This window comes from Lentzea tibetensis, from assembly GCF_007845675.1.
Lineage (GTDB): Bacteria > Actinomycetota > Actinomycetes > Mycobacteriales > Pseudonocardiaceae > Lentzea > Lentzea tibetensis.
The window spans coordinates 155,282-168,943 of the sequence record NZ_VOBR01000009.1; the positions used below are offsets into that span (position 1 = coordinate 155,282).

Sequence of the window (13,662 nt, forward strand, 5' to 3'; positions counted from 1 at the left end):
TGCGCGTGGCGTCACCCCTTGGTGGCGCCACCCGTCAGGCCCTTCACGAACTGCTTCTGCAGCGCGAGGTAGAAGACCAGCACCGGCAACGTCGCCAGCGCCATCAGCGCGAACACGCTCCCGAGGTCGGCCTGGTACTGGCCGATGGACCGGTAGATGCCCGTCGTGATCGTGGTGCCCTGCGACGGTCCGAGGATGATCAGCGGGTCGATGAAGTCGTTCCAGATCCACACGCCCAGGAAGATCATGACGCTGGCCGTCGCCGGCCGCAGCAGCGGGAACACGATGCGCCAGAACACCTGCGTCCGCGAGGCGCCGTCGAGCACCGCGGCCTCCTCCAGTTCCACGGGCACGCCGCGGATGAAGCCGGTGAACACGAACACGCCGAACGGCACGTAGTAGCCGACGTTGAACAGCACCAGGCCCTGCAGGGTGGTCATCAGCCCGGCGACGCGCAGCACGTCGGTGATGGGGATCAGGATCACCTGGGGCGGGATCATCAGTCCCGCCAACAAGATCAGCGTCAGCACCCGCGTCCAGGTCCGGCGCGTGCGGGCCAGGTAGTGGCCGAGCATCGCGGACAGCACGATCAGCACGATCACCGACAGCGCGGTGACGACGACGCTGTTCGTCAGCGACACCCAGAACAGCTGGTCCGGGCGCGTCAGCACGGCGACGACGTTGCCGAGCGTCGGCGGCACGGGCAGCGACATCGGTGAGGACGCGATCCGCGCGCCCTGCTTGAAGACGTTGGCCAGCACCAGGTACAGCGGCACGAAGAAGATCGCGCCGACGAACACCGCCACCGACGGGCGCACCCACCTCACAGGTCGACCTCCCTGCGCTGCAACAGCTTCAGCACGACGGCCGTCACGACGGCGACGATCAGCAGCATCACGATCGCCATCGCGGACGCGTACCCGACGTGGTTGGCGTCGAAGCCGGTCGCGAGCACGTTGAACGCGATGGTGGCGGTGGCACCGGCGCCGGGGCCGCCGTTGGTGATGACCTTGACGTAGTCGTAGGTCTTGAACGCGGAGATCAGCAGCACCACCGTGTTGATCGTCAGCGCGGGTGCGAGCAGCGGCCACGTCACGGCGCGGAAGCGGCGCACCGGGCCCGCACCGTCGATCTCGGCGGCCTCCAGCAGTTCCGTCGGCACGCCTTGCAGACCGGCGAGGTACACGACGACGCAGAAGCCGAGCATCTGCCAGCAGACGATCGACGCGAGCGAGTAGATCGCGACGTCCGGGTCGGACAGCCAGCCCGGCGGGTCGAGCCCGACGACGCGCAGGAACGCGTTGAGCGGGCCGTCGTTGTCCAGCAGCCGCGACCAGATGATGCTGACCACGACCGAGCTGAGGATCACCGGCGTGAAGAACACGCTGCGCAGCGCGTTGTAGAGCCAGCCGGGCCGGTCGAGCAGCAGCGCGACGCCGAGCCCGAGGACGTTCGGCACCACCACGACGATCGCGGTGAGGATGGACGTGATCTTCAACGCGGTGAGGAACTCGTTGTCCTGGAACAACAACACGTAGTTGTCGAACCCGACGTACGAGATCGGCGGGTTGAACGGGTTGTAGTTCGTGAGGCTGTACCAGAACGAGATGCCGATCGGCGCCAGCACGAAGCAGACGTAGACGAGCACACCCGGCGCGCCGAACGACAGGAAGTGCCAGACGCGCGGCCACACGTGACGCCGTCGCCTCGCCTGCGGTGCCGGCGCGGCGCGGGGCACGCCTGGCGGCGCACCCCGCTCCTTGAGCTGCGTCAACGCGCTTTGTTCCATTCCGTGTCGAGGAACGCGGCGACCTCCGCGGCCGGCTTGCGGCCGGTGATCAGGTCCTGCGCCGCCTGGTCGACCTTGTCGGCCATGCCGGGCAGCAGGCCGTCGTCCGCGGTCTCCCAGCGGAACGCGTGCACGACCGCGCTCTGCTTGACCGCGTCCTGGTAGAGCTTGTAGCCGGCCTGGTAGACGGCGCCCATGTCGGACGGCGGCGTGTAGCCCTTGATCGCCGGGATGAGGCCGTCGGCCTTCACCGACTGGTCGAGCTGCGCCTTGTCGAGCTGGAACGCGAGCGCGAACTTCTTGGCGGCGGGCAGGTTCTTCGAGTTGGCGTTCACGATCATGCCGCCGCCGGTGTAGGCGGGGACGACGAGCTTGCCGTCGGTGGTCGGGAAGTTGAAGACGCCGATGTCGAAGTCGTGCGGCTTGGAGTCCGCGGCTGCGGCGAACCAGTTGCCCATCGGGTACATCGCGCCCTTGCCCTCCAGGAAGGCCTGTTCGGTCGCGGTGTAGTCGCGGGAGAGGCTGGTCTTGTCGACGTAGCCCTTGGCGGCGAGGTCGGCGAACTTCGCGAGTGCGGCGGTGAAGTCCGGGTCGGCGAACTTGACCTTGTCCTCGCGCCGGTGGGTCAGCCAGTCCTTGTTCTTGCTGTAGACGTCGGTGCTGACGATGCCCGCCAGGATCATCGACGACGCGAAGCCGTCCTTGCCGCCGCCGGTGACGAACGGCGTGGTGCCCGCGGCCTTCAGCTTCTCCGCGGCGGCGATCAGCTCGGGCCACGTCTTGGGCTCGGCGGTGATGCCGGCGGCCGCGAAGAGCTTCTTGTTGTAGTAGACCGGCGGGATCGTCTGGGTGTTGGCGGGCAGCTGGAAGTACTTGCCCCGCACCGGGTTCGCGGTCGGGAACTCGAAGTCCTTCAGCTCGTCCGGCGACCACGCGTAGAGCTCGCCCGCCTCGGCGAAGCCCGCGGGCGCGACGGCGATCATCACGTCGGGGAACTGGCCGGACTGCAGGAGCTGCTTGGCGTACGCGGTGCGGTCGGTGTTCGGCGCGACCAGCTTCTTGACCTTGATCTCGGGGTTCTTCGCCTGGACCCGCTTGATCGCCTCGTCCCAGTACTCGGGCTTGAGGTTGGGCGTCTCGAACGTCAGGAAGGAGATCTCCTCACCGCCGCCCGTGCCCCCGGTGTCCGACTTGACCGAGCAGCCTGCGAGCCCCGCCGCGAGTAACAACGCCGCGCCCACCGCCGAAAACCTTTTCATGGCCCGAAACCCTTCGTCCGTGACACCCGTCACCACGACCGGGTGGATTGCATCCGATGTCTGGACCACTGTCAACGGGTTTCAGGCCCCCTGTGGGGTGAGACAGCCCCAAAACATCCGATCTGTTATCTGGCGCTCACGCTGCCGATTCGAGCTGCTACGGACAGTTGTTACATTGGCCAGAGATCACTCGTTCAGCCTAACGGGAACGCTCGTGAGGACCTGGCGAAACTGCTTAGGATTACGTGAAGAGCCTTCGAGGTAACGACGTCATGCGTACGAACGAGACATTGTCATCAGAGCTTCCAGCGACAGCCACAGACAAGGTGCCGATGACCTGATGGCAGCCATTCCGTTACGTCTCCTGCGTGTGCCACTCCGATGTTGACCAGGTGACGAGCACCTCGCATCAGGAACCGCTGTTCATCGCACCGTTGGGGCACTCAGCATGGAGACACGCCAGCTTCTCGCGTTCACCACCGTGGTACAAACAGGCAGCTTCACGAAGGCGGCCGCTACCCTCAATTGCTCTCAACCCACCATCACGACCCGCATCAAGGCACTCGAGGAGGGACTCGGGGTAACTTTATTCCGAAGACTCCCCAGAGGTATCCAGATGACGTCGGCGGGGGTCGAGCTCCTCCCCTTCGCCCGAAACATCATCAACCTCACGGAAAAAGCACGAAAAGCCATAACGATGAACGGCGAACCACACGGAAAAGTGGTCATCGGTTCCGCTCAGAGCCTGACCGACTACCGTCTGTTACCGCTCATCGAGTACATGTGCTGGCGGTACCCCAGCGTTCAGCTCTCGATCCACTCGCGTAACACGCTCACGAACCTCGACGCGGTGCGCGACGGCCAGCTGGACTGCGCGTTCTTCATCGGTGCGATCGAGCCGCGCGAAGGCCTCGAGACGACCGTCCTGTGCCCGGAACCGCTGGTGCTGGTGAGCGGCCCGAGCCACGTGCTGACCCAGCGCTCGGAGATCACCGACGACGAGCTGTCGCGCACCACGGTCATCCGCGCGGAGAACGGCGCGAGCTACCACGACCTGTTCGAGCAGTCCGTCGGTCTCGACGACGCCGACTCCCGCTCCCCCGCGCTGGAACTGGACTCGATCGGCGCCGCCAAGCGCGCGGTCGCGGCCGGGCTCGGCGTGGCGCTGCTGCCGGAGGTCTCGGTGGCCGCGGAGCTCGCCGACGGACGGCTGGTCCGGCTGCCGTGGTCGCCGTCGTTCCGCGTCTACACGCAGTTCGGGTGGCGGCAGGACAACTCGACCAACCCGGCGATCACCGCGCTCGTCTCCGCCGCCGCCCAGGTGGTGAGCGACCAGGTGGCGTCACTGACGTAGCCAGCCGCGCCGCGCGGCCTCGACGCCCGCCGCGAACCGCGAGTCGGCGCCGAGGTGCGCGAGGACGCTCGCGACGTGCCTGCGCACGGTGCGCACGTGGATGCCGAGCGCCCGTGCGATCGCGGTGTCCTTGTGGCCGGCCGCCTGCAGTTCCAGCACGGCCTGTTCGGCCGGGGTCAGCGGGTTCTCGTCGTCGTCGGACGGCGAGGACCGCTCCCACACCAGGTCGAACCACGCGCGCAGCAACCCGACCAGCGACCGCGACCGCACGTGCAGCGCCCCCGAGGAGAGCCGGACGAGCGCCACGTCGTCACCGATGCGCAGGCTCGTCATCCAGCCGGGGAAGAACCGCTGCTCCTCCCCCGCCGCGCGGGACAGCCCGATGAGCTGCCTGCCGATCGGGTCGCCGAGGCACGACGCCGCGTACACGACGCGGTAGCGAACGCCCGGCAACACCTCGGCCTCGTGCGGGACCACCTCGGTGAGCCCCTCCGAGTGCGTGGCCACCGCGAACTCGCACGCGTCGCGTCGCGCGTGCGCCAGCACCTCCGTCGCGGCCCGCTTGATCGCGTTCGGGTCGGTCAGCACCTCGACGAGCCCACCGTCGTCGGGTTGCGGCGCCACGACCTCCGCCAGCGCCGCCCGCAACCGGGCGTGCCGGGCGGCGAGCCCCTCGGCGAACGCGGCCAGCAGCTCGGCGCACGCCACCTCGGGCAGCACCGGGACGACCATGCCGGGGTGGCACGGACTGCGCGTGGTGAGGCCCGCCGCGTCCAGCTCGGCGAGCGCCGCGGGGTCCGGCACGTCCACCGGTATCGGCCCGTCCACGACGAGCTCGCGGTACAGGGGGTTCACAGCCACCCCCGGCGCACGGCTGCCACGCCCGCCGCGAGGCGGGTCCCCGCGCCCAGCTCGGTCATGATCGCCGCGACGTGCGTGCGGACGGTGCGGACGCTGCGGCCGGTCGCGGCGGCCACCTCGGTGTCGTCCATGCCGGCGGCCATGAGCCGCAGCACCTGGTCGCGCACCGACGCGGTGACCCGGTCCCACAGCAGGTCGAACAGCTGCCCCATCCCGCGGGCGAGACCGGAGCGGACCAGCAGTCCGCTGCCCGCCGACTCCCCCACCAGAACGACCTCGCGGTCCGCGACGCGCAGCAGCACCGGCAGCTGGTCGCGCAGCACGCGGTGGCCCACCGGCTCACCCGGCGGGAACCACGGCGGCAGCACGTCGAGCAGTTCGCTGGAAGCGCTCTCATGCAACTCGCGCGCCGTGCCCACGACGTCGTCCAGCACGGTGACGTCCGGCGAACAGGCGCCAGAAGGCCTGCGGCACAACAGGTCCAGGTCCGCGAACGCCGCCAGCAGCGCCTCGTGCTCCCGCACGGTTCGCGCGTGTTCCTCCGCCAGCAGCCTGCCGAACGCCTGCAGCTTCATGCTCATGTCCGCCTTTGCCCTTGTGCGGTCACGGGACGTCGCTCCAGATTGGTCTACACCAACGGCGGGGAGGACACCACATGCGCGCACTGCTCGCGGGGGTCGTCGCACTGACACTGACCACGCCCGCCGCGGTGGCCGCATCGGCCGCCGAGCTCGAAGTGGTGCCGCACTCGCACCGGATCGGTGCGCCCAGAACCGCGGTGAACGCCACCGCGACGCTGACCACGCACGTGATCGACCGCAACGGCGAGCCGAACGGCGACGCGACCGGGCACGCGACCAACGTCAGCACCGGCGACGGCGACTTCCTCACGTTCGACGAGACAGGTACCGCCACCACAGCACTGGAGCCGGGCGTCTACGACGTCGGCGTGCTGTCCATCACCGAAGGACCGGACGGCGTCCGCGAGTTCACCGCCGCGGCGAACCTCCGCGTCCAGGTGACGGCGTCCGGTGGCGAGACGACGGTCGACGCCCGCCCTGCGAAGCCGGTCACCGCGAAGGTCGACCGACTGGGCGCGACCGTCGTCGACTCCTCGGTCACCATCGCCACCAAGGTGGGCGAGACCGGTTTCGCCAACTCCTACTTCACCGGTCCCGGCGCACGGGTCTACGCGGTGCCGTCGCCGAAGGGCAGGCAGGTGTTCGCGTACCGGCCGACGCTGGGCGGGCCGGGCTTCCGCTACCACCTGGTGCACGTGAGCGACGGCAGGCTGCCCGATCGGCCGGTCTACTACACGCCGGACGCGCGGCTGGCGCGGCTCGACACCACGTACTACGGGCAGGGCGACGGCCTGGAGGGCAACAACGGCAAGCCCGCGGCGATCCCCGGCCTGTCGTTCTACCGGTTCGTCGACCTCGCCGCGCCCTCGTCGCGCGTCGAGTACTACACCGCCGACCCGAGCGTCACGTGGTTCAACCTGCGCGTGCTGGGCTCGGACGTGGCGATCACCAACGAGCCGCTGAGGCCGGGGGCCAGCCGGTCGACGTGGTTCCGGCCGCCGGTGGGCGTGGCGCTGGGCAACGGCGTCACGCGCACCGGTGACCAGCTGGCCGTGGACGTGCAGCCGTTCGCGCCGTCCGACGGCAAGCGGTACACGACCGCGTTCGGCTCCGGCGGTCCCGGCAAGACCACGCTGTCCTTGGCGGGCAAGGAGATCGGCGCCGAGGAGACGGTCGGGCGCGGCACGTTCACCCTGGCCGGGCCCGGCCGGTACGCGCTGCGGACCAGCGGTGAGCACAACGGGACGACCGTGGCGAGCGAGTGGAGCTTCGAACCGAAGAGTGACGGCCCGGTGCCGATCTCGGTGGTGCGCACGGGCATCGGCCGCGACGCAGCGGGCGCGTGGGCGCAGAACCCGCTCGGGCAGGTCCGGGCCGGGAGCAACCACGAACTGACGTTGGCCGCCGATGCTCAACCGGGGGCCGCGCGGACGGGTGTTCCCTCGCTGGAGGTCTCCTATGACGACGGCAAACGTTGGCGGCGGCTGGTCGTCGGATGGAACGGACAGCGAGGGAACGCCTGGCTGAGCGAACCGCGCACACCCGGCTTCGTGTCGCTGCGGGTCAGCGCGACGAACGCCGACGGCGCGAAGTTCACGCAGACCGTGCTCCGCGCGTACGAGCTGGTGAACGGCTAGGGACACACCGAGCGTCGGCGGACGTCGGGGAAGTAGCTCTCCCAGACGACCTCGTCGAGCTCGATGTCGTGCTCCATGCACAGGTTCGACCGCACGGCGTCGACCGTCGTGCGGAAGGACCACATCGACACCGTGCGGTCCAACCCGACGAACATGGCGTCGGCCGGCCGGTAGGCGAGTGCGGTCAGTTGTTCGACCAGACCACCGAACGACCCGAGCAGCACCGGCGCGTCCTGGCGCTCGACGTCCCACACCTGCACTTCCGAGTCGGCGCCGACGGCCACCTGGTGGCCTCCGAACTCGACCAGCAGCGCGACGTGGGACGACTCGGGCAGTTCGGCCCATCGCACCGGCGAACGCGGATCCGCGACGTCCCACACCACGATCTTCTTCCGCAGCTCGTCCCGCACCGCGATGAACCTGCCGTCCTGGCTGAACGCCATCACGGAGCCGAGGTTGTCCTTGACCCACATCGTGTTCAGCAGCTGCGGCTGCTCGGTGTCCACCTGCCAGAACTCGATCTCGGTCTCGCCGGTCCAGTGGTCCTGTCTGAGCGGCAGCACCAGCAGCCGACCGTCCGGGCGCAACGCGGGTGTGCCCGCGTTCTCCCGTGGTAGCACGACCTCACGTGGCTGCCGGGGATCGTGGAGATCCCAGATGTGCGCCTTGGAGTCGCGCACGAGCGACGGCCTTTCCGTCGCACGCGACCCAGGGGGCTGCGGCCAGTCGACCATGCCCGCTCCCACCACCACCTCACCGGAGCGACTCACGGCGTCGACGGAGAAGGGGCGCGGCAGCACACCCGTCTGCCGCGGCCGGTCGAGATCGCTGATGTCCCACAGCTGGGCGACGTAGGTGTCCAGGTTCGTCACGACCATCCGCTTGTCGTCGGCGCTGATCCGAGCCCACGCTCGCTCCTGCCGCGGCAGGAGCTCGGAACGGTCGCGCCCCTTCGCGTTGTCCCACATCCAGTTGGACTTCTCGCCTGCCCGCGTGAGGAAACGCCCGCTCGGTGAGAAGTCCGAGCCGACCTTCGACTCGTCGCGGGGCACCTCCACCGGCGCCTTGCGCCGCGCGGCGTCCGCGTTGAGCAGCGCGTCACGGGTGTCGTCGCCGGGGGCGATCGTGTACGCGGCGAGCGCCACGCGGACGGCCTTCGCGGGATCCGACGCGATGAGGTCGGCCAGCCCCGACACGGTTCGGCCCGCCACCACGCGGTCGTGCTGCCGAGCGGACTCCCCGGCCAGCCTGACCGCGTAGACGACGGTGCCCGTCAGCACCACCACCAGGACCGTCAACACGCTCACCAGCACGCGCATCCGCCTGGCCCGCCGGCGAACGCCCGCTTCCCGCGCGAGGTCGAGGTCGATGCTCGCCTCGAGGAAGCGGCGTTCGGTCGCGGTCAGCGAGCCGTCCGGCAGGTCCCGCGCCTGTGCCAGTCGCACACCGCGGTAGAGAGCATCGGGATCGCCTCCGACCGCGTCCCACGCGGCGGCGGCCTCGGTGAGCCGGTGCTGCACGAGCAGCCCGGCCCGGTCCTCGGCGATCCAGTCGCGCAGGCGGGGCCAGCCGCGGATCAACGCCTCGTGGGTGAGCTCAACGCCGTCGCGGTCCAGCGTGACCAGCCGCGCGGCGGCGAGGCGGTCGAGCACCTCGGCGTCGAGCCCCTCCCGCCGCACGCGCCGCTTGGTGTCCTCGGTGCCCTCGCCGAGCGCGATGAGCCTGAGGAAGATTTGGCGTGCAACGGTTTGCTGCTCGTCCGCCAGCGAGCCGAAGACGGCCTCCGCGGTCCGCGCGACCGCGTGTTCGAGGCCGCCCGCCTCCTCGTAGGCGGCCAGCGTCAGCGTCATGCCGCGCCGCCGCGCCCACGTCTCGACCAGCGCGTGCGACACCAGTGGCAGCGCCGCGGCCTGACCGGTGACGTCGGCGACCAGCCTGGTCACCAGTGCGGTCTCGACGGTGGCGCCGACGCGCAGGGCTGGTGCGGTGATCGCGCGCCGCAGCTCGTCGGTCGTCATCGGACCGACGATGAGCTGCCCGCCGTCGACGGCATCGACCAGCTCGGGGTGGCGGCCGAGGTGGCCGTAGAAGTCGGCGCGCACGCCGATCACGACGCGCGGGCAGCTGGTCAACGCCTGGACGAACCACTCACGAGCGGCCGGGTCGGCCAGCGTGAAGACCTCCTCGAACTGGTCGACCACCAGCACGAGGTCCGGGTTCCACTGGCGGATCCGCAGGCCGAGGTTGGCCGGGTCGGCCGTGAGCTCGTCGCGCAGCACCACGGCGGACTCACCGAGCACGGACGCCAGCCGCACGGCGCACTCGTCCAGCGGCCGCGCGCCCGGCGTGAACACCACCGCGTGGTCGAGCCGGGGCACGAGCCCGGCCCGCAGCAATGACGACTTGCCGGAACCGGAAGCACCGAACACACCGGTGAAGCGCCGCGCGCCGACGAGGTCGAGCAGCTTCGCGGTCAGCTTCTCCCGGCCGAAGAACCGGTCCGCGTCCTCGGGCTGGAACGCGGCCAGCCCCGCGTAGGGCGACTCGTCCACCGGCGCCGGCGGCGACCCGATGGACCGCCACCGCTCCTCCCACTCGCCGGCGTCACCACCGCAGGCCTCGACGTAGGCGAGCGTCACGGCGAGGCTCGGCAGCTTCCTGCCGTTGGCGGCCTCGGACAGCGCGGCGGCCGAGTAGTGCGCGCGCACAGCGAGGTCGCGGTAGGGCGGGTTGCCCGCCTTCTCGCGCAGCCGCCGCAGGTCGGCGGCGAAGTGCCCGAGCTCGGAGTCCTCGGTGTCGAGCGGCCGTTCACGTCGTGGCATGTGCTGTTCCCCCAGCGTCCAGTCTGCACACCGCCCTTGCTGGGACGCGGCCCGGCGCTCGGCGTTGCCCTACTCCGGCTTGACCGACGGCCGGGTCTCGTTCGTCCGGCGGTTCCACGACTCGCCGTACACCTGCGAGCGGAAGTGCAGCACCGGGTCGTCGGACAGCTCGATGCCCGCGACCACGTTGGTCGGGTCGAAGACCAGGTTCTCCACCGACGCCTGGTCGGCGTGCAACGCGCCGAGCTCGAGCCGTCCGGCGACGACGGTCTGCCGGGTGTCCGGCCACTGCTGCGTGACGTCGTCGACCGGGTCACCGGGGTCGGCGAGCTGGAACACGAGGTTCCACGCGGCGCCGGGACGCTGCTTGATCTCGCTGATCAGGTACTGCGGCGGCCATTCACGGCGCTCGCGGGCACCCAGCGCGACGATCCCGGCCTCGGGCATCCAGCTGTACCGGAACGCACGGCGCTCGCCCGCGGCGTTCACCAGGTAGTAGGCGTGCAGGCCGTTGAACCGGGTGGTGGCGAAGCTCTGCGGCGGGATCAGGCTGTTGAGGCCCTTGACGCCGGGCAGCAGGTGCCTGCGGGTGGCCAGGAACGCGAGCACCTTCAGCGGGGACAGCTTGCCGGGCTTGATCGCGGTGGTGAGGCCGATGAAGTCCTCGGCGTCGCGGGCCGGGAAGTTCGGCAGGCTCGCCGCCGCCCACGTGCTGTGCCCGCCGGACGCGAGGTCGAAGCGGATCGCCAGGCCGAGCGGCACGCCCTTGTCGCCCCGGCGGTCCGGGGTGTACGGGCTGCCGCCCGCGTTCGACAGTCGCACCAGCGCGGGGACCGGCGAGCCCTGCAGGTGCTCGGCCGTCGTCCACGAGCCGATCTCCGCCGACGGCGTGAAAGTGGCGTGGAAGTGGACTCCGCGCGGATGGGCGCGCCGGAAGCCCGGCACCGTTCCGGTCGCCGTCTCCATGGCGTGCATGGCCCGCTGGACCTGCTGCTCGGTCATGAACGCGAACTATGCCCGGTGCTGGCACGGGCCACCAGCACAGGCGTCGTGTCCTCCGTATCGATAGGCGACGCACCCGCGAGCACGGCCAGCAACGCGCGTGCCGCACGGGCGCCGAAAGCGGACGTGTCGCGCGACAACGCGGTCAGCGGCGGGTGGATCAGCCGGCACAACGGCGAGTCGTCCCAGGCCACAATGGACAGTTCGGCCGGGACGGTGACGCCGAGCTCGGCCGCGACGCCGACGCCGGCGACGGCCATCACGTCGTTGTCGTAGACGATCGCGGTCGGCGGCTCCGCCCCGAGCAGCAGCTCGCGCGTCGCCGCGGCACCGCGTGAGTCGGTGTAGTCGGCGGACACGATCACCCCCGACGGCACCGCGGCGCGGAAGGCCGCGTCACGCCGTGCGGTGTGCAGCAGCGACGGCAGGCCCGCGACCCGTGCGATCCGCCGGTGCCCCAGCGAGGTCAGGTGCTCGACGACGGACGTCATCGCCTTGGCGTCGTCGGCCCACACGCTGGCGACGTTCCCGTGGTGCCCGGCGCCGCCGATCACCACGGCGGGCAGCCCCAGCTCCTCGACGACGGCCACCCTCGGGTCGTCGACGCGCAGGTCGACGAGGAACACCCCGTCCACCCGGTGCTCGGCCCACCAGCGGCGGTACAGCTCGACCTCCTCGTCGAGATCCCCGACGACCTGCAACAGCAGCGCCATCGGCAGCTCGGCCTGTATCCCGCCGATGAGCCGGAAGAAGAAGGCCTCCGCGCCCAGCGGCCGGGCGAGCACCAGCCCGACGGCGTCGGCGCGGGCGCCGGACAGCGCGCGGGCGGTCGACGACGGGCGGTACCCCAGTGCCGCGGCGACGGACAGCACCCGCTCGCGGGTCGAGTCGGACACGCCGGGGCGTCCGTTCAAGGCGAGCGAGACCGCGCCCTTGGACACGCCCGACCGCAGGGCGATGTCCTTGATCGTCGGGCGCTTCACGCCTGCTCACCTGTCCGGAAAAAGACAACAAGACGATCGGAGGCTAGCTGGAGATAAACCGGTTTAGCTAGGTTCCCCGACAGGAGGTGGCAGTCAATGGAGACGACTCGGCGCACGTTCCTCATCGGCCTCGCGGCCGTGCCCCTGGCGGGCTGCGGGCTGGGCGGCCAACAGCAGAGCGGCGGTGCCGTCAGCGGCGAGATCAAGGGCGAGATCACGTTCCAGACGTGGGCGCTCAAGCCGAAGTACACCGACTACGTCAACGGCGTCGTCGACGCATTTCAGAAGCAACACCCCGGTACCACGGTGAAGTGGGTCGACCAGCCCGCCGACGGGTACTTGCAGAAGGTCATGGCGGACGCGTCCGCCGGCAGCCTGCCTGACGTGATCAACGTGCCCCCGGACCTGAGCTTCCCGCTGGCGAAGAAGGGCCAGCTGGTCAACCTCGACGAGGCGATGCCGGAGGCGAAGGGCGACTACCTGGAGAACGGCTGGCGCGCCTACGAGATCCCCGGCAAGGGCGGCTGCTACGGCTTCCCGTGGTACCTCAACACCGGCCCGATCTTCTACAACAAGGCCCTGTTCCAGCAGGCCGGACTCGACCCGAACAAGCCGCCGACGACGTTCAAGGAGGCGGAGGAGCAGGCGTTGCAGCTCGCGCAGCGCAGCAAGATCGCGATGCTCGGCCAGACGCCGACGATCGTCGACTTCGCGCTGTACGGCGTGAAGCTGCTCAGCGACAACGGCGAGACGTTCGTGTTCAACGAGCCCAAGGGCGTCGAGCTGCTGGAGATCTACAAGCGGATGTACGACGCGGGCGCGCTCGTGCCCGAGGCGCTGACCCAGAACTACACCGGCTCCGGCGCGAAGTTCATGGCGCAGCAGACCGCGCTGACTCCAGGCAGCGCGTACGACCTCGGCAAGTTCAAGACCGACGCGCCGTCGCTCTACGCCAACATCGGCATCGCCAAGCCCATCACCAACACCGGGCACGCCGCGATGTACGTGCACGGCGTGAGCGTTCCCGCTGCCAGCAAGAACAAGCCGACCGCGCTCGCGTTCGGGCGGTTCGTGACCAACGCGGAGAACCAGCTCAAGTTCGCCAAGATCTCCGGCATCTTCCCGTCCACCAAGGGCGGCATGTCCGACCCGCACTTCACCACCGAGGACGGCACCGACGAGGCGCGCGTGCGCGTCGCGGCGGCCAAGCAGCTCGGTGACGCGGTGAACTACACGCCCGTCCAGTTCAGCTCGCAGATGCAGGAGTCGCTGCGGCAGCAGGTCGCCGACGCGATGCTCGGCAAGAAGTCACCGAAGCAGGCATTGGACGACGTCGTCGCCGAGTGCAACCGGCTGTTGAAGTGACACCCCGGA

The 13,662-nt window shown here is 69.9% G+C and carries 11 protein-coding genes and 1 pseudogene; 4 read left to right on the plus strand and 8 right to left on the minus strand.

What is annotated here, in order from left to right; genetic code table 11:
• Positions 1-11: 11 nt before the first annotated feature.
• Genes FKR81_RS16520 through FKR81_RS16530 form a run of 3 tightly spaced genes read right to left on the minus strand, consistent with a single transcriptional unit; the run spans position 12 to position 3,048 of the window.
• Complete coding sequence (locus FKR81_RS16520; protein WP_146352859.1) at positions 12-827, minus strand: carbohydrate ABC transporter permease; 816 nt, start codon at positions 825-827, stop codon at positions 12-14.
• Positions 824-1,789, minus strand: coding sequence for a carbohydrate ABC transporter permease (locus FKR81_RS16525; RefSeq protein ID WP_146352861.1), 966 nt, complete (start codon positions 1,787-1,789; stop codon positions 824-826). The genes FKR81_RS16520 and FKR81_RS16525 overlap by 4 nt, the downstream gene beginning before the upstream one ends.
• Positions 1,771-3,048 (minus strand): extracellular solute-binding protein, encoded by a 1,278-nt coding sequence (locus FKR81_RS16530; protein WP_146352863.1) that lies wholly within the window; start codon positions 3,046-3,048, stop codon positions 1,771-1,773. The genes FKR81_RS16525 and FKR81_RS16530 overlap by 19 nt, the downstream gene beginning before the upstream one ends.
• A 448-nt stretch (positions 3,049-3,496) precedes the next feature.
• On the opposite strand from FKR81_RS16530, the pseudogene FKR81_RS45015 reads away from it, so the two are divergent.
• A pseudogene (locus FKR81_RS45015) lies at positions 3,497-3,667 on the plus strand (LysR family transcriptional regulator); the annotation flags it as partial.
• Positions 3,668-3,745: 78 nt separating this feature from the next.
• Positions 3,746-4,402 (plus strand): LysR family transcriptional regulator substrate-binding protein, encoded by a 657-nt coding sequence (locus FKR81_RS16535; RefSeq protein WP_235921596.1) that lies wholly within the window; start codon positions 3,746-3,748, stop codon positions 4,400-4,402.
• Here FKR81_RS16535 and FKR81_RS16540 read toward each other — a convergent pair.
• Together FKR81_RS16540 and FKR81_RS16545 are read right to left on the minus strand one after the other, a co-directional pair.
• Positions 4,391-5,257, minus strand: coding sequence for a helix-turn-helix transcriptional regulator (locus FKR81_RS16540; protein ID WP_146352867.1), 867 nt, complete (start codon positions 5,255-5,257; stop codon positions 4,391-4,393). The two genes, FKR81_RS16535 and FKR81_RS16540, sit on opposite strands and share 12 nt — an antisense overlap.
• Positions 5,254-5,844 carry a helix-turn-helix transcriptional regulator gene (locus FKR81_RS16545; RefSeq protein ID WP_186763001.1) on the minus strand — a complete coding sequence of 197 codons (591 nt, stop codon included), beginning with the start codon at positions 5,842-5,844 and terminating at the stop codon, positions 5,254-5,256. The genes FKR81_RS16540 and FKR81_RS16545 overlap by 4 nt, the downstream gene beginning before the upstream one ends.
• 74 nt (positions 5,845-5,918) lie before the next feature.
• On the opposite strand from FKR81_RS16545, the gene FKR81_RS16550 reads away from it, so the two are divergent.
• Positions 5,919-7,481: a hypothetical protein gene (locus FKR81_RS16550; RefSeq protein WP_146352871.1), complete on the plus strand. Its 1,563-nt coding sequence runs from the start codon at positions 5,919-5,921 to the stop codon at positions 7,479-7,481.
• On the opposite strand, the gene FKR81_RS16555 is transcribed toward FKR81_RS16550, so the two are convergent.
• The 3 genes from FKR81_RS16555 to FKR81_RS16565 all read right to left on the minus strand — a co-directional run bounded on the left by FKR81_RS16555 (position 7,478) and on the right by FKR81_RS16565 (position 12,288).
• A complete protein-coding gene (locus FKR81_RS16555; RefSeq protein ID WP_146352873.1) occupies positions 7,478-10,303 on the minus strand; it encodes an nSTAND1 domain-containing NTPase in 2,826 nt (941 codons plus the stop codon). The genes FKR81_RS16550 and FKR81_RS16555 overlap by 4 nt on opposite strands.
• A gap of 69 nt (positions 10,304-10,372) precedes the next feature.
• Entirely contained in the window at positions 10,373-11,305 is a 933-nt protein-coding gene (locus FKR81_RS16560; protein ID WP_146352875.1) for a catalase family peroxidase, read from the minus strand.
• Positions 11,302-12,288 carry a LacI family DNA-binding transcriptional regulator gene (locus FKR81_RS16565; protein ID WP_146352877.1) on the minus strand — a complete coding sequence of 329 codons (987 nt, stop codon included), beginning with the start codon at positions 12,286-12,288 and terminating at the stop codon, positions 11,302-11,304. Before FKR81_RS16565 ends, FKR81_RS16560 begins: the two co-directional genes overlap by 4 nt.
• 96 nt (positions 12,289-12,384) lie before the next feature.
• Between FKR81_RS16565 and FKR81_RS16570 the strand changes: the two genes are divergently transcribed.
• A complete protein-coding gene (locus tag FKR81_RS16570) occupies positions 12,385-13,653 on the plus strand; it encodes an ABC transporter substrate-binding protein (protein WP_146352879.1) in 1,269 nt (422 codons plus the stop codon).
• Positions 13,654-13,662: the final 9 nt, after the last annotated feature.

Excerpts from the sequence above, each read along its gene's own strand:
- FKR81_RS16530 (WP_146352863.1), bottom strand. The coding sequence starts at position 3,048 with ATGAAAAGGTTTTCGGCGGTGGGCGCGGCGTTGTTACTCGCGGCGGGG.
- FKR81_RS16570 (WP_146352879.1), top strand. The coding sequence starts at position 12,385 with ATGGAGACGACTCGGCGCACGTTCCTCATCGGCCTCGCGGCCGTGCCC.
- FKR81_RS16550 (WP_146352871.1), top strand. The coding sequence starts at position 5,919 with ATGCGCGCACTGCTCGCGGGGGTCGTCGCACTGACACTGACCACGCCC.
- FKR81_RS16525 (WP_146352861.1), bottom strand. The coding sequence starts at position 1,789 with ATGGAACAAAGCGCGTTGACGCAGCTCAAGGAGCGGGGTGCGCCGCCA.
- FKR81_RS16535 (WP_235921596.1), top strand. The coding sequence starts at position 3,746 with ATGAACGGCGAACCACACGGAAAAGTGGTCATCGGTTCCGCTCAGAGC.
- FKR81_RS16560 (WP_146352875.1), bottom strand. The coding sequence starts at position 11,305 with ATGACCGAGCAGCAGGTCCAGCGGGCCATGCACGCCATGGAGACGGCG.
- FKR81_RS16545 (WP_186763001.1), bottom strand. The coding sequence starts at position 5,844 with ATGAGCATGAAGCTGCAGGCGTTCGGCAGGCTGCTGGCGGAGGAACAC.
- FKR81_RS16555 (WP_146352873.1), bottom strand. The coding sequence starts at position 10,303 with ATGCCACGACGTGAACGGCCGCTCGACACCGAGGACTCCGAGCTCGGG.